20 protein-coding genes are annotated in these 21,393 nt (G+C 37.6%); 5 read left to right on the forward strand and 15 right to left on the reverse strand.

The features are described 5' to 3' along the window. Nucleotides 1-6: 6 nt before the first annotated feature. Both parE and AC6R0T_RS08130 read right to left on the reverse strand, forming a co-directional pair. The gene (gene parE, locus AC6R0T_RS08125; RefSeq protein ID WP_206905382.1) at nt 7-2,064 is read right to left on the reverse strand and encodes a DNA topoisomerase IV subunit B; all 2,058 of its coding nucleotides are present in this window, start codon (nt 2,062-2,064) and stop codon (nt 7-9) included. A 368-nt stretch (nt 2,065-2,432) separates the two neighbouring features. Beyond that, entirely contained in the window at nt 2,433-2,855 is a 423-nt protein-coding gene (locus tag AC6R0T_RS08130; protein ID WP_206905384.1) for a CoA-binding protein, read from the reverse strand. 130 nt (nt 2,856-2,985) lie between these two features. On the opposite strand from AC6R0T_RS08130, the gene plsY reads away from it, so the two are divergent. Next, nucleotides 2,986-3,621, forward strand: a complete 636-nt coding sequence (plsY, locus tag AC6R0T_RS08135; protein ID WP_206905387.1) for a glycerol-3-phosphate 1-O-acyltransferase PlsY — start codon at nt 2,986-2,988, stop codon at nt 3,619-3,621. 255 nt (nt 3,622-3,876) lie between these two features. On the opposite strand, the gene AC6R0T_RS08140 is transcribed toward plsY, so the two are convergent. The 10 genes from AC6R0T_RS08140 to ylqF form a co-directional block, all read right to left on the reverse strand. Further along, nucleotides 3,877-4,752 (reverse strand): aldose 1-epimerase family protein, encoded by an 876-nt coding sequence (locus tag AC6R0T_RS08140; RefSeq protein WP_230711515.1) that lies wholly within the window; start codon nt 4,750-4,752, stop codon nt 3,877-3,879. Between the two features lie 57 nt (nt 4,753-4,809). Next, nucleotides 4,810-5,601 (reverse strand): GTP-sensing pleiotropic transcriptional regulator CodY, encoded by a 792-nt coding sequence (gene codY, locus AC6R0T_RS08145; protein WP_206905453.1) that lies wholly within the window; start codon nt 5,599-5,601, stop codon nt 4,810-4,812. 23 nt (nt 5,602-5,624) lie between these two features. Then, entirely contained in the window at nt 5,625-7,016 is a 1,392-nt protein-coding gene (hslU, locus tag AC6R0T_RS08150; RefSeq protein ID WP_206905392.1) for an ATP-dependent protease ATPase subunit HslU, read from the reverse strand. Between the two features lie 13 nt (nt 7,017-7,029). Further along, the gene (gene hslV, locus AC6R0T_RS08155) at nt 7,030-7,575 is read right to left on the reverse strand and encodes an ATP-dependent protease subunit HslV (RefSeq protein ID WP_206905394.1); all 546 of its coding nucleotides are present in this window, start codon (nt 7,573-7,575) and stop codon (nt 7,030-7,032) included. A 27-nt stretch (nt 7,576-7,602) separates the two neighbouring features. Continuing rightward, nucleotides 7,603-8,505, reverse strand: a complete 903-nt coding sequence (gene xerC, locus AC6R0T_RS08160; RefSeq protein ID WP_303753532.1) for a tyrosine recombinase XerC — start codon at nt 8,503-8,505, stop codon at nt 7,603-7,605. Nucleotides 8,506-8,900: 395 nt separating this feature from the next. Next, nucleotides 8,901-10,211, reverse strand: a complete 1,311-nt coding sequence (gene trmFO / locus AC6R0T_RS08165; protein WP_303753533.1) for a methylenetetrahydrofolate--tRNA-(uracil(54)-C(5))-methyltransferase (FADH(2)-oxidizing) TrmFO — start codon at nt 10,209-10,211, stop codon at nt 8,901-8,903. 107 nt (nt 10,212-10,318) lie between these two features. Then, nucleotides 10,319-12,397, reverse strand: coding sequence for a type I DNA topoisomerase (gene topA, locus AC6R0T_RS08170; protein WP_206905399.1), 2,079 nt, complete (start codon nt 12,395-12,397; stop codon nt 10,319-10,321). A gap of 117 nt (nt 12,398-12,514) precedes the next feature. Continuing rightward, entirely contained in the window at nt 12,515-13,381 is an 867-nt protein-coding gene (gene dprA / locus AC6R0T_RS08175) for a DNA-processing protein DprA (RefSeq protein WP_303753534.1), read from the reverse strand. Nucleotides 13,382-13,441: 60 nt separating this feature from the next. Further along, nucleotides 13,442-14,209: a ribonuclease HII gene (gene rnhB / locus AC6R0T_RS08180; RefSeq protein ID WP_230711519.1), complete on the reverse strand. Its 768-nt coding sequence runs from the start codon at nt 14,207-14,209 to the stop codon at nt 13,442-13,444. After that, the gene (gene ylqF / locus AC6R0T_RS08185; protein WP_206905411.1) at nt 14,190-15,059 is read right to left on the reverse strand and encodes a ribosome biogenesis GTPase YlqF; all 870 of its coding nucleotides are present in this window, start codon (nt 15,057-15,059) and stop codon (nt 14,190-14,192) included. Before ylqF ends, rnhB begins: the two co-directional genes overlap by 20 nt. A 148-nt stretch (nt 15,060-15,207) precedes the next feature. Between ylqF and AC6R0T_RS08190 the strand changes: the two genes are divergently transcribed. Continuing rightward, nucleotides 15,208-15,495: a DUF1905 domain-containing protein gene (locus AC6R0T_RS08190; protein WP_303753535.1), complete on the forward strand. Its 288-nt coding sequence runs from the start codon at nt 15,208-15,210 to the stop codon at nt 15,493-15,495. Between the two features lie 88 nt (nt 15,496-15,583). Here the strand turns inward: AC6R0T_RS08190 and tuf are convergent, their stop codons facing one another. The 3 genes from tuf to AC6R0T_RS08205 form a co-directional block, all read right to left on the reverse strand. Beyond that, a complete protein-coding gene (gene tuf, locus AC6R0T_RS08195) occupies nt 15,584-16,771 on the reverse strand; it encodes an elongation factor Tu (protein ID WP_206905417.1) in 1,188 nt (395 codons plus the stop codon). 261 nt (nt 16,772-17,032) lie between these two features. Next, nucleotides 17,033-18,037, reverse strand: coding sequence for a nucleoid-associated protein (locus tag AC6R0T_RS08200; RefSeq protein WP_206905427.1), 1,005 nt, complete (start codon nt 18,035-18,037; stop codon nt 17,033-17,035). A gap of 87 nt (nt 18,038-18,124) precedes the next feature. Next, nucleotides 18,125-19,228: a serine hydrolase domain-containing protein gene (locus tag AC6R0T_RS08205; RefSeq protein WP_303753536.1), complete on the reverse strand. Its 1,104-nt coding sequence runs from the start codon at nt 19,226-19,228 to the stop codon at nt 18,125-18,127. A 129-nt stretch (nt 19,229-19,357) separates the two neighbouring features. Between AC6R0T_RS08205 and AC6R0T_RS08210 the strand changes: the two genes are divergently transcribed. The 3 genes from AC6R0T_RS08210 to AC6R0T_RS08220 all read left to right on the forward strand — a co-directional run bounded on the left by AC6R0T_RS08210 (nt 19,358) and on the right by AC6R0T_RS08220 (nt 21,326). Further along, on the forward strand, nt 19,358-20,209 hold the full coding sequence (locus tag AC6R0T_RS08210) for an aldo/keto reductase (protein ID WP_303753537.1): 852 nt from the start codon (nt 19,358-19,360) through the stop codon (nt 20,207-20,209). After that, the gene (locus AC6R0T_RS08215) at nt 20,210-20,467 is read left to right on the forward strand and encodes a hypothetical protein (protein WP_206905433.1); all 258 of its coding nucleotides are present in this window, start codon (nt 20,210-20,212) and stop codon (nt 20,465-20,467) included. A 139-nt stretch (nt 20,468-20,606) separates the two neighbouring features. After that, on the forward strand, nt 20,607-21,326 hold the full coding sequence (locus tag AC6R0T_RS08220) for a hypothetical protein (protein WP_303753538.1): 720 nt from the start codon (nt 20,607-20,609) through the stop codon (nt 21,324-21,326). Nucleotides 21,327-21,393 lie beyond the last annotated feature (67 nt).

Consider the following 21,393-nt stretch of genomic DNA (forward strand, 5'->3'; position numbering starts at 1 on the left):
CACCTCCTATTCTTCAAATAAACTGATTTCTGCAAAATTATCTTTGGCACCATCTGCATTTTTTGCATGTGCTTTTTCTTCATCAAAAATTTCACTACTAGATACTTCTTCATCTGCTTTTTTTTCTAAAATACTGCCATCTTCTTCTAAAGAAAATTGAACGTGGCTTTCAATCCACTTACGTCTTGGTTCAACTTTATCCCCCATTAACGTGGTAACGCGACGTTCAGCCTTGGCGGCGTCATCGATTCGCACACGAATTAACGTACGAGTTTCAGGATCCATGGTGGTTTCCCACAACTGCTCCGCATTCATCTCCCCTAACCCTTTGTAGCGTTGTAGCATATAGCCTTTACCAACTTGTTGAATGACTTGTTGTAATTCTTCATCTGTCCAAGCATATTCTGTCACTGCCTTTTTGCCAACACCTTTTGAAACTTTATAAAGTGGTGGTAACGCAATATAAACTTTTCCTGCTTCAATTAACGGTTTCATATAGCGATAAAAGAAGGTTAGCAGCAACACTTGAATGTGGGCGCCATCTGTATCCGCATCGGTCATGATAATAACTTTGTCGTAATTGCAATCTTCAATAGAAAACTCTGGCCCTACACCAGCACCAATTGTATAAATCATAGTGTTAATTTCTTCGTTTTTCAAAATATCTTGTAGTTTCGCCTTTTCGGTATTAATTACTTTTCCCCGCAACGGTAAAATTGCTTGAAATTTGCGATCTCGTCCTTGTTTTGCCGAACCACCGGCAGAGTCTCCTTCGACTAAATACAATTCATTTTTCTTTGGATTTCGCGATTGAGCTGGCGTTAGTTTACCCGAAAGTAAAGATTCACCTTTTTTACGCTTTTTACCGGTACGACTTTCTTCTCTAGCCTTACGAGCTGCTTCACGAGCCTCACGAGCTTTAATCGCTTTACGGACCAGCATTTGACTCATTTCGCTATTTTCTTGTAAGTAAAACCCAAGCTGTTCGCCTAAGACACCATCCACTGCATTTCGAGCGCTTGGTGTGCCTAGTTTTTCTTTTGTTTGTCCTTCAAATTGTAACAAGTTTTCTGGCACTCGAATGGAAAGTACCGCCGCTAACCCTTCACGAAAGTCACTACCTTCTAGGTTACGATCTTTTTCTTTTAATAAACTTACTTTACGAGCATATTCATTAAAAGCTTTCGTTAAAGAAGCCTTCATACCAGCTTCGTGAGTTCCGCCGTCTTTGGTGCGGACATTATTAACAAAGGATAAAATATTTTCTGAGTAGCCGTCGTTATATTGCATCGCGATTTCTACTTCAATACCATCTTTTTCCCCATTAAAATAAATTACTGGTGTCAGGGTATCTTTTTCTTCATTGAGGTAATCAACAAATTCTTTGATTCCTTCTTCAAAATGAAAAACTTCTGAAACAGGTTCTTCTCCCCGAAGATCCGTCAATGTAATTTTGACCCCACGTAATAAAAAGGCAGATTCTCGCAGGCGTTCAGCCAATGTCTCATAAGAAAATTTTATTGTTGAAAAAATGCTATCATCCGGTAAGAAAGTGACAGTAGTCCCGTTTTTCTTTTTTGTTTTCCCGATTTTTTTCAACGTTCCTTGGGGTTTACCGCCGTCTTTAAATTTTTCTTCATAAGCTACACCATCTCTGACGATGGTTACGGTAAGCCATTTTGATAAAGCATTCACAACACTGGCCCCTACACCATGAAGACCACCAGAAGTTTTATAACCGCCTTGACCAAATTTACCGCCAGCATGTAACACAGTAAAAATAACTTCTACAGTTGGAATACCAGAAGCGTGCATTCCCACAGGCATGCCGCGTCCATTATCGCTAACAGTAATACTATTGTCTTGATTAAGAGTAACATCTATTTCATTACCAAAACCAGATAAAGCCTCATCGACAGAATTGTCGACAATTTCGTAAACTAAATGATGTAATCCACGACTATCCGTCGAACCGATATACATTCCTGGTCGTTTTCTGACAGCCTCAAGTCCTTCCAAGACTTGAATGGAGGCGTCATTATACTCAGTTGTTTTTTTTGCCAAAGCAAACGCTCCTTTGATAAAAGTAATGGGACAAGCCCTGTTATACTACACTATTTTAGCGCAATTCAAAAGCGCTCCTTCTATCTTACTCTAAAAAACCTGTGAAAAAAAGTATTAAATAGGCAAGAGTACAGGAGACGTTCAAACCGCAAAGAAAAACACAAACATACGTTCTTGTTTTATTTTAAAGAAAAATACGTATAAATGCAATCACAACTCAAAATAAAGCTTATTTTACTTAAACGTCAAATTTTTACGTATCCGTTATACAGTCAAAGTCACGCCTTTTCAGACAAAAAAGCTAAGCAAACTTTTTGTAACTGCTCTTTTAGCCTCAAGTTTGCTTAGTGATTTTTTTATTAAAAATATTATGCGCCCATTTTGTTTAACTCAATTTTGATACAACGATTCATAATTACATCATCTCGTTTTGCTTCATGCAGCATTTCCCAAGCTTGCTCATTTTCTAAACCAAGTTGCGCCCAGTAAACCTTGGCATCTGTCTTTAAAAAGTCTGCAGCTACGTCTGGCAAAAACTCGCTGCGACGGAAGATATCCACAATGTCAATTTTTTCAGGAACACTGGCTAAATCAGAATAAACTTTTTCACCTAAAATTTCACTACCAGCATGTTGTGGATTCACCGGAATAATTCGATAACCGTAGTTTTGTAGTAGCCGTGCGATTTGAAAACTGGTACGATCTTCCTTTGGACTCAAGCCAACTACCGCAATCGTTTTTGCTTCTTTTAAAATTTGAAAAATTTTTTCTTGACTAGGATTTTGAAACATACTACCACTCCTTTAGAAGTTTAATTATCAACCACCTAGACTATATCCTATTGAAGAAATATTGGCAAAGAGTTGTTCCTGCATTTCTTTCATGCTAAAATTACGCTAGTTTGAAGAATTGAGGTTATTTATGAAAGTAATTATTTTAATGATAATCGCCTATTTATTAGGATCTATTCCTTCTGGTGTTTGGATTGGGAAACTATTTTACAAAAAAGATATTCGCCAGTTCGGCAGCGGTAATACTGGTACTACTAATACATTTCGTGTTTTAGGAAAGCCAGCTGGAACTGTCGTTTTACTGATGGATATTTTGAAGGGAACTTTAGCCACACTATTGCCAAGCTTATTTCATGTAACAAATATTAACCCGTTATGGTTTGGCGTTTGCGCAATTTTAGGGCATACCTTCCCGATTTTTGCCGGCTTTAAAGGTGGCAAGGCGGTCGCGACCAGTGCTGGGATGTTATTAGGCTATAGCCCTATCTTTTTTATCTACTCCGCGACAATTTTTGTTGTTTGCCTCTTTATCACAAGTATGGTGAGCTTAACAAGTATGATTGCAGCCGTTCTAATTACCCTATCAACTGTTATTTTGCCGCTAGTCTGGCCACAAATTTTACCACAACACAACTGGCTGTTAACAATTATTGCAACTGGTCTGACACTTTTCATTTTTTATCGACACCGCGACAACATCAAACGGATTAAAGATGGCAGTGAAAGTCGGATTCCTTTTGGTTTAAACAGTAAAAAAAATAGATAGTGTAAACTCACCCCTTTTTACCTCGAATAAGAGAAGTTTTTTTTAACTCGTTTTTTCTGTCAGCAATAAGGCGAAATTTTCCTAAATCGTTTTTCAAATTTTTCGATATTTTGACTTATTGCCGCCAAGAGCTAGTGGATGAAGCCAGACAGCACAAAGGAGTCAAATCAATTTTTTTCTTTAAAAAATTCGTACTCTCTTCACAGTTTAAAAAGACCTCTAAAAGTCTTAAGACTTTTAGAGGTCTTTTATTAGCTATTTAACGGTAATTGCATATTTTGTAGCAAATTTTTCGCGACCAGCTAATTGTTGAATGCCTAGTTTTTCAACTAGTTCGCCAGTTGCGTCTGTCGTATCAGCAATCCCACACCACGGTTCAATACATACAAAAGGTGACTCAGTTGGATAAGGTGACCAAACACCCACATAGGGCATATCTTTATAACTTAAAGTAACACTATGGGGTGATTTTTCACTACAAATAGAAATCGCATTTAATCCTTTTGTCTCAAAAATAACTGCATCATTTTTGAACATATCATGGGTTAAGGCTAAATTCGTATTGGTTTGTCCCAAAGTCCGTTGTTCCAAATTGATATAATTGCCGTCAAGAGGCAAGCTTAACCGCGATTTACGAGGTGAAAAGGCTAAATAATAATCCTCAAAACTTAATCCTTCTTCTAAGGGAACATTAAAGGCCGGATGCCCCCCAATTGAAAAGAACATTTCTTCTTCGTCCAAGTTTTCCACTTCATATTTTACTGTTAGACCATCGCCACCTAGTTCATAGCGAATAATCAGTTCAAAATCAAAAGGAAAAACTGCCTTAGTTTCAGCCGTAGCAGTTAAAACAAAGCTAGCGGCATCCCCGGTCTCTTCTAAAAGTTCAAAGTCCATATTGCGCGCAAAACCATGCTTTGGCAGCTGATATGTTTTATCTTTATAACGATAGCTATCTTCTTTTAAAGCACCTACAATTGGAAATAAAACCGGCGCATGTTTTCCCCAATATTTCGGATCTGCTTGCCAAATATATTCCAATCCGTTTGTTTTGCTAACTAAACTTTGTAATTCTGCCCCGTGTAAGGCAATTTGGGCTTTTAGTTGATCATTTTCAATTGTGACCGTCATTTACGGCACCTCCTAATTTAACATTTCCTTTTTGCTACCAGACACTTCATTATAATCCTAGTGACTGTGTTTATCCAATTCTTCTTTGAAGCGTTTATTTAAAACGCGCAAATACGTTCCCTTCATACCTAAAGAACGTGACTCAATAATCCCAGCAGATTCTAGTTTTCGTAGGGCATTGACAATCACCGAACGGGTAATGCCAATTTCATCGGCAATACTAGAAGCAGTTAAGCGTCCTTCATCCCCTTGCAAAGCGGCAAAAATCGCTTGGACCGCTTTCAATTCACTATAAGAAAGTGTACTAATCGCCATTTGAACAGCCGTTGCACTTCTGACGTCTGCTTCAATATCACGAGATTTTTGATATAAGAATTGCATTCCGACTACGGTAGCGCCATATTCAGCTAAAACCAAGTCATCTTCGTTAAAAGCTGCATCCATCCGGGCTAAAATAATAGTTCCCAAACGTTCTCCCGCACCAAAAATTGGGACAACGGTAGTTAAGCCATTGGGATATTTTTCCCGTTGTTCAACAGGAAATGCCGTCATATCAGAAGAGATTGGAATATTTGCTTCGGTTTTCGTTAAATGATCTACCATATCGGTATAGATTTGTGGAAATTGTTTTTCTTCAAACATATTTTTGACGCGGTCATTGTTGACATCGTGTTTTTCATTAAAGCCCAACAAGACACCCTCACTACTGATAATATAGGCGTTGCTATCTAAAATATCCCCTAAAATTAGCGCCATATTGTTATAAGGTAGATCCAAAGTCATATCAAACGTATTTTTTTGTTGTAATAATTGGTTGATACGGCGAGTTTTATCTAATAAAGTTGTCATCTTTTTCATTTTCCTTCCTGTAATTACAAAATGTAACGGCTTAAATCTTGATTTTCAACAATAGCGTCGAGTTTTTCTTCTACATAAGCTGCAGTAATGGTGATCTCACCCATTTGCATATCTGGTGCTTCAAATAATAGATCTTCCAACAATTTTTCCAAAATCGTATGCAGACGTCTAGCCCCGATATTATCGGTATCTCGGTTGACATCAAAAGCAATTGTTGCAATTTTTTCAATGGCTTCTTTAGTAAAGATCACTTTAATATTCTCGGTTTTAAGTAATGCGATATATTGCTTAACCAAAGAATTATTCGGTTCAGTTAAAATCTTAACAAAATCAGCAGCAGTCAAGTCATCCAATTCAACTCGAATTGGGAAACGCCCTTGCAATTCTGGTATCAAATCACTAGGTTTTGCCACATGGAAGGCACCAGAGGCAATAAATAAAATATGATCGGTCTGAATAGTTCCATACTTAGTATTCACTTGTGACCCTTCTACGATTGGTAAAATATCTCGTTGGACGCCTTCTCTTGAAACTTCGCCGGACTGTTGGGAACGTGAGGTGATTTTATCAAATTCATCAATAAAGATGATCCCATTTGCTTGGGCAAGTCTAATGGCTTCACTGTGAATGTCTGCGTCATTGACTAGTTTAGCAGATTCTTCTTGAACTAAAAGCTCCCGTGCTTCTTTAACAGTTACCGTTCGTTCAACTTTCTTTTGCGGTTTTAAAGCATCAAGTGTTTCGTTTAAATCAATTCCCATTTGTTCTAAACCGTTATTCATCATTGGGCCTTTGGTCTTTGGCTCGTCAATTTCAATTGTAACTTCACGATCATCTAAAACACCGCGCTCTAATTGCTCAAAGATTGCTTGTCGATTGGTTTTGATTTCCTCAGTCAACTCTTCTTTTGGTTCTTCTTGTTGCGTATTAAAAATGTTCATCATCTGCTCATAAGGATTGCTCGATTTTTTCTGTTCTTTTTTAATACCAGGAACCAAAACTTTGACCAACCGACGATTGGCTTTTTTCACGGCACGAGTATAAACACGGCTGTATTGTTCTTTTTTAACAATTTGAATGGCACTTTCGACTAAATCGCGCACCATTGATTCAACATCGCGGCCAACATAGCCGACTTCCGTGAATTTAGTAGCTTCCACCTTAATAAAAGGAGCTTGAACAATTTTTGCCAACCGACGTGCAATCTCAGTTTTACCGACACCTGTTGGACCAATTAGCAAAATGTTTTTGGGTGTCACATCTTGTTGCATTTCTTCGTCTAATTGCAAGCGACGATAACGATTGCGTAAAGCCACAGCAACTGCTTTTTTTGCATCTTGTTGTCCTACGATATATTGATCTAATTCCGCCACGATTTGGCGGGGTGATTTTGTCATTTCATTCATAAAAAATCCCTCACTACATTTCTTCCACAATAATATTGTGGTTGGTAAAAATACAAATATCTGCGGCGATATTTAGTGCGTTTTCTGCGATTTCTTTTGCTGTCATTTCATCGGTATTGTATTTTTTCATCGCTCTTGCCGCAGCTAGTGCATAATTACCACCAGAGCCGATTGCCAAAATACCATCATCAGGTGTAATAACTTCCCCTGTCCCAGAAACTAACAACATTTCTTCTTTATTCATTACAATTAACATCGCTTCTAATTTTTGCATGGCTTGTTGTGTCCGCCACTCTTGGGCTAATTCAACAGCAGCACGTTGTAAGTTGCCATTATATTCATTTAATTTTGCTTCAAATTTTTCTTCCAAAGTAAACGCATCAGCTACGCTGCCGGCAAAGCCAACAACAACTTCACCGTTATATATACGGCGAACCTTACGGGCTGTGCCCTTCATAACTACTTGTTCTCCCATTGTGACTTGACCGTCACCGGCCATAGCAAATTGGCCATCTTTTTCCACTGCACAAATTGTGGTGGAATGAAATTGTGATTCCATCTTGTTCCTCCTAAATTGTGAAATAGCTTATTCATGCGCCCGCGGATGAAATTTACGATAATTATTTTGTAAACTCTCCTTTGTGACGTGGGCATATATTTGGGTTGACGATAAATTAGCGTGTCCGAGTAATTCTTGAACCGTTCGCATATCCGCACCATTATTTAATAGATGGGTAGCAAATGTGTGGCGTAACATGTGGGGATGAATTTTACTATCTAAACTGCTTTTTTTGATCAGTTGACTAAAAACGTATTCAATGCCGCGACTTGTAATCGGAGTTCCTCTTTGATTTACAAAAATAAAAGCATGATCCGCCACTTTTTCCATTAGACGCGGTCTGGCTAGGGTTAAATATTCTCGCAATGCTACTTGGGCATAAGTGCCAAAAGGAACATAACGATCTTTATTGCCCTTACCATGAATTAATAAAACCTCTCCTTGCCAATCAACGGCAGCCAAGGTTAAATTAGCACACTCACTAACCCGTAAGCCTGCGCCATACATAATTTCTAATAAGGCACGGTTGCGAATTTCTAAAGGTTTATCCCCTTGTGCGGCTTGAAAGAGCGCTGCCATTTCATTTTCATAAAAAAACCGTGGTAACTTACTATTTTGTTTCTTCAAATGAATATAGGCAAAGGGATTTTCTTCAATAACTTCTTGTTTTAGCAGATATTGATAAAAAGAACGCAGACTGGCAATTTTACGACTAATCGAATTTCGACTGTACGTTTTTTCATTTAAAAAACTAAGGTAAACCCGCACATCCCGATGATCAATCTTCAAAAAATCACTATCGCCACTTTCTTTTAAAAACTCACGAAAATCTTGCAAGTCTTCTTGGTAGGCCGCTGTCGTTAATTGCGAATACCCCCGTTCAAATTGCAAGTAGCGTAAAAATTCTTGTGGCCAGTCAAAAGCTGTCATTTTACACCTCACTTCTGTCCGCAATTAATGTAGCATACAACGAATTAAAAAACAAACAAATTGTCAGAATTTAAACAATATTTCCTTCTTTCGTCACAATTTACACAATATTGTCATACTTTTTTCACGACAAAATAAAGCTTAATAAGCTTAACACGGCAAGAATTTCACCGAATCAAAATTTGCTAGCCTAACATTTAGATGTCAGATCAGCATCTTACAAATTAACAAAACTTTCATATTTTTTCAATCTTATTTTTATTTCTATTAGACTTTCGCTCTATTGACTAAAGACACTCAGAAATTTATTAAGCCATCTTCTAACTTAACAAAAGAAAATAAGCAGTAAAAAACCGCCAACAAATGTTGACGGCCTAGTGTAGTTTTAGACTAAATTATTCTGAAACTACTTTTGCTGGAGTATTCAAGTGACTTAGGGCTCTCGTTGCCAATGTTTGATAGCGTAATTTTTTATCGCGAATACGCTCTGGCAATTCTGGCAATAATCCAAAATTAGCATTCATCGGCTGGAAGTGTTTGCCTTCTGCATGGGTAATGTAGTAAGCCATCGAACCCATAACTGTTTCTTTTGGCATGGTTTGTACTGCTTGTCCCAACGCTAATAACGCAGCGTTACGCCCAGCTAACAAACCGCTAGCCGCACTTTCTACATACCCTTCTACGCCGGTCATTTGACCAGCAAAAAATAAATCATCCCGTTTAACTGACTGATAAGTTGGCCGTAATAATTCTGGTGAATTCATAAAACTATTGCGGTGCATGACACCATAGCGAACAAATTCAGCATTTTCTAAACCTGGAATCATTTGGAAAACTCGCTTTTGCTCGCCCCATTTTAAATGAGTTTGAAAACCAACGATATTATACAACGATGCCGCAGCATTATCTTGTCGTAATTGAATCACGGCATAGGGACGTTTGCCGGTTTTAGGATCCTCTAGTCCCACTGGTTTCATCGGACCAAAAAGCATCGTTTTTTCACCACGAGCAGCCATAACTTCAATTGGCATACAACCTTCGAAGTATTTCTCTTTTTCAAAAGTTTTTAACGGCGCAACTTCAGCTGTAATCAAGGCTTCGCGAAAAGCGTCAAATTCTTCTTTGTTCATTGGACAATTGAGATAAGCCGCTTCTCCTTTATCATAACGAGATTTCAGATACACTTTATCCATATCGATGGTACTTTTATCAATAATTGGTGCTGCAGCATCGTAAAAATAAAAACCGTCAGAGCCATTAAATGCTTTAATGGCTTCTGCTAATTTAGAAGAAGTCAAAGGACCGGTCGCAATCACGGTAACTCCGCTTGGAATTTCCGTGATTTCTTCTGAAATAACGGTCACATTTGGATGGTTTTTCACTTTTTTTGTGACAGTAGCGGAAAAAGAATCACGATCCACTGCCAAAGCACCCCCGGCTGGAACTGCCGTTTCGTCAGCCGATTGAATAATTACTGAGTTTAACCGCCGCATTTCTTCTTTTAAAACGCCAACTGCATTGGCCAAACTATTTCCTCTTAAGGAATTAGAACATACCAATTCTGCAAAATCTGAAGTACGATGGGCTTCTGTTGATTTTTCTGGACGCATTTCATATAGACGTACTAAAACCCCTGCTTCAGCAATTTGCCAAGCTGCTTCACTACCGGCTAGGCCGGCACCAATTACATTTACAAATTCAGTCATTTTATTCTTCCGTTCTTATATTTTTAACAAAAAAAGTGCCACACTAAGCGAATTTTTAGCAGTGATTGGATACGGGTAAAAAAGTGCGCCACTTATTTTTGTATTACTTATTTTTGGACGTTTTCTTCATAGTCGCCATTAATACAAACGACTTGTTTGCCACCTTTAACTTTTTTCTCAACTAAATATTGACCACATTTTGGACAATCGCGCCCAACTGGTTTATCCCAAGAAGTAAAGTCACAATCTGGATAACGAGAGCAGCCATAGAATAAGCGATTTTTCTTAGACTTTCTTTCGATAACTTGTCCTTTGTGACAAACCGGACAAATAACGCCGATTTCTTTTACAATCGGTTTGGTGTTGCGGCAATCAGGGAAATTGCTACACGCATAAAACTTACCATAACGCCCCAGTTTAATCACCATTGGATGCCCACAAACGTCACAGTCAAAGCCAGCGGGTTCATCTTTGATTTGAATTTTTTCAATTTTTTCTTCTGCATTTGTCAACTCAGTTTCAAATGGCTTATAAAAACGATCCACGACCTTAACCCAGTTTTCTTTGCCATCTTCTACTTTATCCAAGTCTGTTTCCATTTCAGCCGTAAAGTTAACATCCACGATTTGTGGGAAGAAATCTTCAATTAAGGAGTTGACAATTTCGCCTAATTCCGTTGGTTCAAAGCGTTTTTGCTGTAATTTTACATAGTAACGACGTTGAATCGTCTCAATTGTTGGGGCGTATGTTGAAGGACGTCCTACGCCTTTTTCTTCCAACGTACGAATTAAAGTAGCTTCACTAAAGCGTGCTGGTGGCTGCGTAAAATGTTGTTTTGGTTCAATATCAATTGCTTTTACAACATCACCTACAACTAATTCTGGCAAGATGTTTTCTTTTTCTTCTTTACCATCATCGGTACCTTCGACATAAACTTGCATAAAACCTTTAAACTTAATCTTAGAACCGTTGGCAATGAAGATCACACCATTTTGCTCTAAAGTGACTTTCATTGTATCTAAAACAGCTGGTGTCATTTGACTTGCAACAAAACGAGACCAAATCAACGTATAAAGTTTTAATTGATCTTTATCTAAATATTGCTTCATTTCCTCTGGTGTTCGTGTCACGCTGGTTGGACGAACTGCCTCGTGGGCATCTTGCGCGCCTTGCGCGTTTTTTACTTTTTTGTGACTATGAGAAGAATATTCTTTACCATAAGTTGTTTCAATGAATTCTGCTGCTTCTGCTTTAGCAGAGTCTGCAATCCGTTTTGAATCGGTTCGCATATAGGTAATTAAACCGACGGTACCTTGTTTACCTAGCGCAATTCCTTCATAAAGTTGTTGGGCGACCATCATGGTTTTACGTGTTCTAAAGTTTAATTTGCGGGCTGCTTCTTGTTGCATACTGCTGGTTGTAAAAGGCGCAGCTGGATTGCGTTTACGTTCTTTTTTCTCGACTTTCACGACATCGTAATCTTTACCATCTAAACGACTTGTAACTTCTTTAATACTTTCAGCGTTAGGTAATTTTTTCTTTTTGCCATCGACGCCCCAAAAATTAGCTTTGAATTTTTTTCGTTCTTTTTGGAAATTGCCATCAATCGACCAATATTCTTCCGGAATAAATTGACGAATCTCTTTTTCCCGATCGATAATCATCTTTAGCGCAATGGATTGTACGCGACCAGCACTCAAGCCTTTTTTGACTTTACGCCATAAAATTGGACTAATAGAGTAACCCACTAAACGGTCTAAAACGCGCCGTGCTTGTTGAGCATCGACTAGATCCAAATCAATAGTTCGTGGTTCTTTAAAAGCAGCTTTAACGGCATCTTTGGTGATTTCGTTAAAGACTACGCGATTTTTGTCTTCTAAATCAAGATTTAATAAATGTGCCAAATGCCATGCAATAGCCTCCCCTTCACGGTCCGGGTCACTTGCGAGATAAACTTTTTGTGCTTTTTTGGCGGCACTTCTTAAACTTTTGATTACATCGCCTTTTCCGCGAATAGAAATATAATGGGGCTCGTAATTATTTTCAACGTCAATTCCCATTTTACTTTTTGGTAAATCGCGAATATGGCCGACGCTGGCAACAACTTTATAGTTGCGACCTAAGTACTTCTCGATTGTCTTGGCTTTTGCCGGTGACTCAACAATTACTAAATATTTATATGCCATATATAATTGATGGCTCCTTCCTAACAATTTACTACTATATTATACCTGAATTTTGGTAACTAAATCGTAGGTAATCATATCCATTAAAAAAATGTTTGTCAAGGAAGGCAATTAATCTTACTCAAAATTTGGCAACTCTTCTAAAATATCTTTTAAAGAAATTACACATTTTGCACCATCTTGAATCAGCTGCAAACAACCGGTTGAACGGCCGTTTAAAATATCGCCAGGAAAGGCAAAGACCTCTTTACCTGTGTCTAATGCCAATTGTGCCGTAGTAAGTGAACCGCTCTTTGCTTTGGCTTCTACTACGCATACCGCCTGTGATATACCGGCAATAATCCGATTGCGCATCGGGAAGTGATATTTTCTTACGGGTGTACCATAGGGATATTCACTGATGACCAACTGATTTTTTAACATTTCCCAATAAATGGTAAAAACTTCTTTTGGATAGCAGATGTCCAAACCACACCCCACAACACCAATCGTCTGACCAAAAGACTGCATCGCAGTTAAATGACTGCAACTATCCACCCCTTTTGCTAAGCCACTTGCAATCGTGTAGCCTCGGTTTGTTAAGGGTGGAACAAACTTTTTCACGATCTCCTTACCATAAGGTGAAACATTTCGAGAACCGACAAAACCAATAATTTTCTCTTGTTGCAACAGTAAAATATTTCCTTCGTAAAATAAAGCAAAAGGTGGTTGGTAAATTACCTTTAGTCGCTTTGGATACAAAGGAGAGTCTAACGTGACATATTTTTGACCGTTTAATTTTTGCTGCAGCACCTCTTGCGTCAAAAAGTTCCAATCATTGTAAAAAACAAAGCTGTCACATTTTCTTGATAATAACGGCTGCACTTCTTTAGCGGTAAAATTAAAATACTGGTGTTTTTGCGCATATTCCAAAATACGCCACTTGGTAATAATACCTGCACCTTGCAATAAAGCTAATTTTAATAAGAACCATTCTCTTTCCATTAAAAAACCTTCTTTCTAGTTATCTTCAAATAAAGATACGCAAAAAAGAAGGAAAAATATTTATAAATAATTTTTAACTGGTGCAAAAGTTTTCCGGTGAATCGCACAAATGCCGTGATTTTTTAAACCATTCAGATGATCTTTCGTTCCATAACCAGCATTTTTATCAAAAGCATAAAAAGGAAAGATTTGATGGTATTCTTTCATCAAATTATCCCGCATTTCTTTGGCTATAATGCTTGCTGCTGCTATTGAAACCGATCGCGCATCCCCTTTGATCAGATTGTCTTGGGAAATATCACAGTCTAGTTTTACTGCATCTACTAATAGATGTGTTGGTTCTACGGCTAAGTCATCTATAGCTAACAGCATCGCCTTTTTACTTGCTTGCAAAATATTAATACGATCGATTTCTTCGTGATCCACGACGCCAATTCCGACAGCTATCGCTTTTTCTTGAATCTCACAATATAGCTGCCCTCTTTTTTTAGCCGATAATTGTTTAGAATCATTTAAACCTAAAAGCACAACATCTGCAGGTAAAATAACCGCCGCAGCCACAACCGGACCTGCTAGAGGACCCCGGCCTACTTCGTCAATCCCTGCGATAAAACGATGACCTTCTTGGTGTAATGTTCGCTCAAAACTAGTCATTTCAACATATTTATCTTTTAACGCTTGCTCTTTATCTAAACGCCGATAAAATTGTTGCAGTAATTTTTGAACACCAGCTCTTTCATCTTGAGCTAAAGCCATTAGATAAGGATCCTTAGCATCGGTTAGTGTCGCTAGTTTTATTTTGATATCTTTAATTGCTTGTGCTTTCATTGAAAACTCCTGCTTCTTCGTAACGATCTAAGGTAAAAGGGCCTAATTTACTTTGCCGAATCTCAACGACAACCAACTCGCTACCACGATCATAGTCATCACGAAATCCTCTTTTTTCTGTAATCAACATCAATAAGTCTGGTAAAGGTAATTGCTCGTCGACTAACTCCAAATGATAGCGCTTGGCTACGCGCCCGGGGTAATACCGCGTGAAAAAATCCAAACCAAATAGTGCAATATCATCCAAATGTAACAGTTGGTCTTTAATTGCGCCAGTTAAGGCCAATTTCTTACCAATTTCAGGATCTTCAAATTTGGGCCATAAAATCCCTGGCGTGTCTAAAAGCTCTAATTCACTACCAGAACGCAGCCACTGTTGCCCTTTTGTTACCCCTGGTTTATTTCCTGTTTGCGCGATTTTTTTACCAACTAAACGATTCATTAAAGTTGATTTGCCGACATTTGGTATGCCAATCACCATCGCGCGAATTGCCCGTGGTTTAATGCCTCGGGCTTTATCTCTGGCAAATTTATCAGCCAAAACAGTTTTGGCCTTCGTCACAATTTTTTTAGTTCCTTGATTTTCCAAGGCATTCATTGCCAAAGCTGCAAAGCCTTTTGCTTCAAAATAGCTCTGCCATTTTTGTGTTTGTTCAGGGTCAGCCAAGTCAGCCTTATTTAATATCACTAAGCGTGGTTTTTGTTGTAAAATTTGATCTAATAATGGATTACGCGAAGAAAGCGGCAGTCTGGCATCCACTAATTCAAAAACGATGTCAACAAACTTTAGCTTTTCACTAACTTCCCGTTTGGCTTTTGCCATATGTCCTGGGAACCATTGAATTGTCATCTTTAGACAACTCCTCTCATTTAAACTACATCTTCGCATTTTAACATGAATAATGGCAATTTAAAACGTGTTCTTTTTCATTTTTAACTATCTGTAATATATTTATTACAGACTATACTAAAGATAACAAACCAAAGCAGGTGAAAAAATGAAGCTAAAATATACTTTTGTTGCAGAAATAATGCCCTCAAAAATTGGCAAGGGTGGCGCATATGTCGTTTTCCCCTATGATTTGAAAAAAGAATTTGGTGTAGGACGCCTTAAGGTTAATGCTACTTTTGATGGCGTCTTTTATGCCGGCAGCATTGTAAACATGGGACTTAAAGATCCAGCGGGAAATATTTGTTATATTCTCGGCGTTAAAAAAGACATTCAGCAAAAAATTGCTAAAACAATTGGGGATTCTGTTACTGTGACCGTTAAAGTGCGGGATTAATAAAATTCAGCAAAAAATTTGGAAAGTTGATTGTCTTAATAAAAAAAGACACGTTGCAAAATTGGCAACGTGTCTTTTAAATCTAAAATTAGTTTTCGATTTCAGTAACCATACCTGAACCAACAGTACGTCCACCTTCACGAATTGAAAAAGTAGTTCCTTTTTCAACAGCGATTGGATGAATCAATTCAACTTCGATTGTAACGTTGTCACCAGGCATTACCATTTCAGTACCTTCTGGCAACGCAATGTTACCTGTTACGTCAGTTGTACGGAAGTAAAATTGTGGACGGTAGTTATTAAAGAATGGTGTATGACGTCCACCTTCTTCTTTTGTTAAGATATAAACTTCACCCTTGAATTTTGTATGTGGTGTAATTGAACCTGGTTTAGCTAATACTTGACCACGTTCAACTTCGTCACGGGTAATCCCACGTAACAATACCCCAACGTTATCGCCGGCTTCACCATAATCCAAAGTTTTACGGAACATTTCCAAACCAGTTACAACAGCTTTTTGTGTTTCTGGTTTAATCCCGATAATTTCGATTTCGTCACCAACGTTGACTTTACCACGATCAATACGACCTGAAGCAACAGTACCACGACCAGTAATTGTGAAGACATCTTCAACTGGTAACAAGAATGGTTTGTCATTGTCACGTTCTGGTGTTGGGATATATTCATCCACTGTATCCATCAAGTGCATGATAACTTCTTCTTGTTCTGGATCTCCTTCTAAAGCTTTTAAAGCTGAACCGCGGATGACAGGAATATCATCCCCTGGGAAGTTATATTCGTTTAATAATTCGCGAACTTCCATTTCAACTAGTTCTAATAATTCTTCATCATCAACTAGGTCTGTTTTATTCAAGAAAACGATCAAATATTTAACGCCAACTTGACGGGCTAACAAAATATGTTCACGCGTTTGAGGCATTGGGCCATCAGTTGCAGATACAACTAAAATTGCCCCATCCATTTGAGCTGCCCCGGTAATCATGTTTTTAACATAGTCCGCGTGTCCTGGCGCATCAATATGGGCATAGTGACGTTTTTCAGTTTCATATTCCACGTGAGCAGTATTAATTGTAATACCACGTTCACGTTCTTCTGGTGCTGCGTCGATACTTGCGTAATCTTGTGGGTTTGCTAATCCTTTTTTACCTAAAACAGTTGTGATAGCGGCAGTCAATGTCGTTTTACCATGGTCGACGTGTCCGATGGTACCGATATTAACGTGTGGTTTACTTCTGTCGTAATGTTCTTTTGCCATTAATAAAACCTCCAATAATTATTATCAGCGGGTCATACATTGCTGACTCTCTGATACCTATTATAGACTTTTCCTTACAATTGTAAAAAATTTACGCTTGTAAACTGCTTACTTTTTATAAGTTTCGATCTGACTCTTATTATAGGTCAATTTTAGTCAAAGTCAAAAAATATGTCTCGTATTCTAAAATGTAGCAATCTTTTCTGGTAAAAAGCCCCTAATAAAAGAGCTGTCGTTTATCACCACAGGAACAAATTCTATCTACAACCGATTAATCACATCTTCCACATTTTTAATCATCACCGAAATCGTCCCATCTGGATTATTAGTGAATTCAATTAAATTGGGATCTCGATAAACATCTAACGGAACTATTAATTCAATCCCGTTTGAAAGTTTTAATTTTTGCTTACTGTATTTCTTTTCCGTAATTTCTTTTACTTCCCTTAGTAATGGGGCTTGGTTCACAAACCCCTTTTCTACTACTTCTTCTTCAAAGGCCATTTGAGCTGTAATGTTGTCTTTAAAAACTTTTTGGGCAACTTCTTTTACTTCAAGTTGACCATTTTCTTCTATTGCTTCATAGACAGCGTCTTTGACATCAGCTACCACATCATGACTAGCAGCTTCAAATTTCTTACCGATTTTTTCGGCTACTTTTTTGATTACTTTGACATTTTCTTCTAGTGATGGGATAGGCTGGCTTTCAATCACACGGGTTGAAAAATAGAAGTTCTTTTCCCCAGAAAAGGTATATTTTTTTTCAATCAATTCATAAACCATATCGGTTAAATCAAGCGTGATGCCTTCGTCAGCTTTTTGCGACTTGCCGGCTAAAATTGCCCGATTAATGATTAATTGATTATTTAGCCCACTTTCTGATGAATCCACAAAATGCGTAAAGCCGTCATTGTAATTAACCTTCAAAAAAGCCAGCTGCATTTTTGTATCCAACTCATATAACACGACAAAAACATCGGCACTAGGAGCATCTTCACTTTGACTATACACGTCATACCAACGGGCAACCAATTGTTCTGAAACTTGCACAAAATCATTTTGTGCTTGACTGGCTAATGCTTCAAAAGCAGAACCAACAACTAAACTACCAGTTTTTGTTTGCGCACTTGCCAATTTTTGAATTTTTTTAGTCAAATAATCCCGAATATACTCCGTCGTTAAATCCAATTCCATTTGTGAATAAACAGGATCACCGCTTTGGCGATCAATAATGTGTAAAATTGCCTTTTTCAAATAAATATCCATTTTATTTCGCTCTTTTCTTAATTTAAAGTTCTGATTCAGTGTACAGAAAAAAGCAATGAAAAGACAAGTCTTTTCATTGCTTTTATTTTAATCTAAGGAAGTCGCAAAATTATAAATATCCGTTGCCAATAAATCATCACCATTAATCGCCGGTTGATTGGCAAAGAGTAATACGAGGTTTTCATTGCTTTCATCGCCATAAACAAAAGTATCATAGCCGCCTAAAGAGCCGTGGATACTCTTAATCCCTTCATCGTGCCAAATGCCCCCAGCATATCCAGCATCTTCAATTTGCGCCAATTCCTTATATTCTGCTGCGGTTAGGATTTGCCCATTGGTTAAGCCTTTTTGCACTTTTAACATGTCGTCAATACTCATAAATAAATTGCCGGCCCCCAGCAGACTTGAAAATAATTCTTTATCCGCGTGAAATTCATCATCTTGATAATCTTTTTCATTTTCGTAACGATACGCAATTGGCAAGGTCATCTTAGGCGGCCGTTTTTCCCAAGAAAAAGTTCGCTTTAAATGCAAAGGTTTAATAATTTTATTTTCCAATACCGTCTCATATTTTTCACCAGTAATTTGACTAATCACCCCTGATAACAAGGTGTAATTGGCATTCGTATAGGAAAAGCTTTGATCTTGTGTAACGTTCATTTCTGACAAAACATAGTTGAGTTGATCTTCTTCTAAACCCAAAAGTTTTCCAGGATTACTTTCTGCCATTTGAATACCCGAAGTATGATCTAAAAGTTGCCGAATCTTGATATTTGCCAACTCCGGCTGATTAGGATAAAAAGCAGCCAAATTACTTTCATAGGAAAGCTTTCCTGCAGCTACTAGTTGAGCAATTAGGCTGCCGGTCATAAATTTTTGTAAAGACGCAATCGGATAAGAAAGCCGAATATTATTCTTTTTCAAACGACCAAAATCAGCATAACCATAGGCACTACGATTAATAACTTCTCCATTTTTTACAACGAGTATGACACCTTTAAAATGTTCTTTTTGTACCATTTGGTTGATATCTGCTTTAAAAAGCGGATTACTCTGGGCTAAAATGCGCGAGACAGATGTTTCTTCTGCCGGGGCTTTTGTGGTAGTCTTGTGTGCTATTTGCCAACTAGCACCAAAAATAATGAACAATACTATAATTATGCCAATTACAAACCAATATTTTTTTTTCATCTAAATGCCTCTTTCCTGCTGCTGATTATACTGCAAACTCTAAAATTTGTTTACTAAAACAAAATGAAAGAAAAAAATCGCTAATTACGCTAAACTAGAAGTAGCAAAAAAGAATTGGAGGCATTATAGATGGAAAATCTTACATCAACTTACACATTAAAAAATGGCGTTAAAATTCCTAAAGTCGGCTTTGGTACTTGGCAAACACCCGATGGCGATGTGGCGGTTTCATCAGTTAAATCCGCTTTAAAAGTTGGATACCGCCATATCGACACGGCCCAAGGCTACCACAATGAAAAAAGTGTTGGTAAGGCGATTAAAGAAAGTGGTGTTCCTCGCTCTGAAATTTTTCTAACGACGAAATTATGGAATGAAAACCATAGCTATGATTTAGTGATGGAAAGTTTCGCCCAATCTTTAAAAGAACTAGAGACAGATTACATTGATTTATTCTTAATCCACTGGCCAAACCCCGTAACTTTCCGCGATAACTGGCAAGAAGCCAACGCCAGTACCTGGAAAGCAATGGAAGAATTATATGAAGCAGGTAAAATCAAAGCAATCGGCGTCAGCAACTTTTTGCCACATCATTTAGATGAACTAAAGAAAACAGCTAAAATTATGCCACAAGTCAATCAAGTTTTCTTAGCTCCAGGTGAATTGCAACCTGAAGTTGTGAAATATGCACAAGCAAATGATATTTTGCTAGAAGCTTATAGCCCACTTGGTACAGGTAAAATCTTTAGTGTACCAGAAATGCAAGAAATTGCGGCAAAACACAACAAATCAATTGCCCAAGTTGCTTTACGCTGGTCGTTACAACATGGCTTTTTACCATTACCAAAATCTGTTCATGAAAACCGCATTCAAGAAAATAGTGAAATTTTTGATTTTGAATTATCAGATGAAGATATGGCAACAATTAACAAACTAGATGGTGTCGTAGGAAAAGCCAAAAATCCAGATACTGCGAATTTTTAAATGACAAAAGAAAAAATCCAAAAACGACTGCTAAACTTACCAAAAGAAATTACGACAGCCATTAGTTCTGATTTTGTTTTCTTAGTATGGCCTGATAAGGTCCAACATTTTCCAGCTAGAAATTGGGCAACACCCCAGTTTCAGAAAACTATTTCAGAGTACCTTACAACTCCTCTTTACACAACTTTTAATGGTTATCTAGTAGCATATGAAGAAAATAATGAGTTGATTTTGATTTTACCCGGAATGAAGCAATAAAATAGAGGCATTGGTTGTCGTATTTTAGCTGAAAACGACAATTGATGCCTTTATTTTCATTTTTTTTACAATATTGCTTTTCATTTACCCGAACTTTTTTTATAATCATAAAGGACTCAACTCAGAAAAGGAGATATTTATGAAGAAGAAACAAAAGCAAAAATTGCTAAAACAATTTCGACCTAACTTCGAACAAGTACGTTTAGAACTGTTTAACGAAATCGTTTCAAAAGCCAAAAAAGATTATAATTTAGTATTGGATATTTTTATTGATCCTAAGAAAAAAGACGATATGACTGTTGCTTTTAACAATGGCACTCAAGTGCAACAGTTTACTGTACCGATGGATGAAAACTTTAACACTGTGGTTAAACGCATCCAAAAACAAGAAAAAGGCTTACTCGCTCGCTTTAGTACAAACTTAGCTGATAGTATTGCCTCTTACTTACAACCTAACTTGCCACAAGGCTTATCAAGTACAACTGCCAAAGAAGATAAAGCAGACAAAGCTGCTGCTAAAAAGCCCGTGGAAATTGAAACACAGCCAAAAGAAGTGAAAAAAGAAGCTGTTACTGACAAAGACGTGAAAAAAGAAGCTGAAAAAGAAGTTCACGCGCCAATGACAGTAACAGACTTTACTCAAGCAATTGCAAATTTTCCTAAGTTTGTGGTTAACCAAACAGACGACGGGTATGAAGTCGTGGAAAAAACACCAAAAGAAGAACGTTTATTGGCGACTGTTGCAAAAGACAGTAACGAATTTACAGTTGAAAAAGCTCTTGAAAGAAAGTATAAGTTAAAAACAGAAGTGATACCTGTCATTGAAGCTTTTGCTGCAACACCAATTTCAGCTCGCTAATCCTGTAAAAAACTGCATTACACCAAATTCTATCGCTAAAAAATGCGTTATAACCTAGCCAAATGGA

Source organism: Enterococcus sp. S86.2 (genome assembly GCF_059834485.2).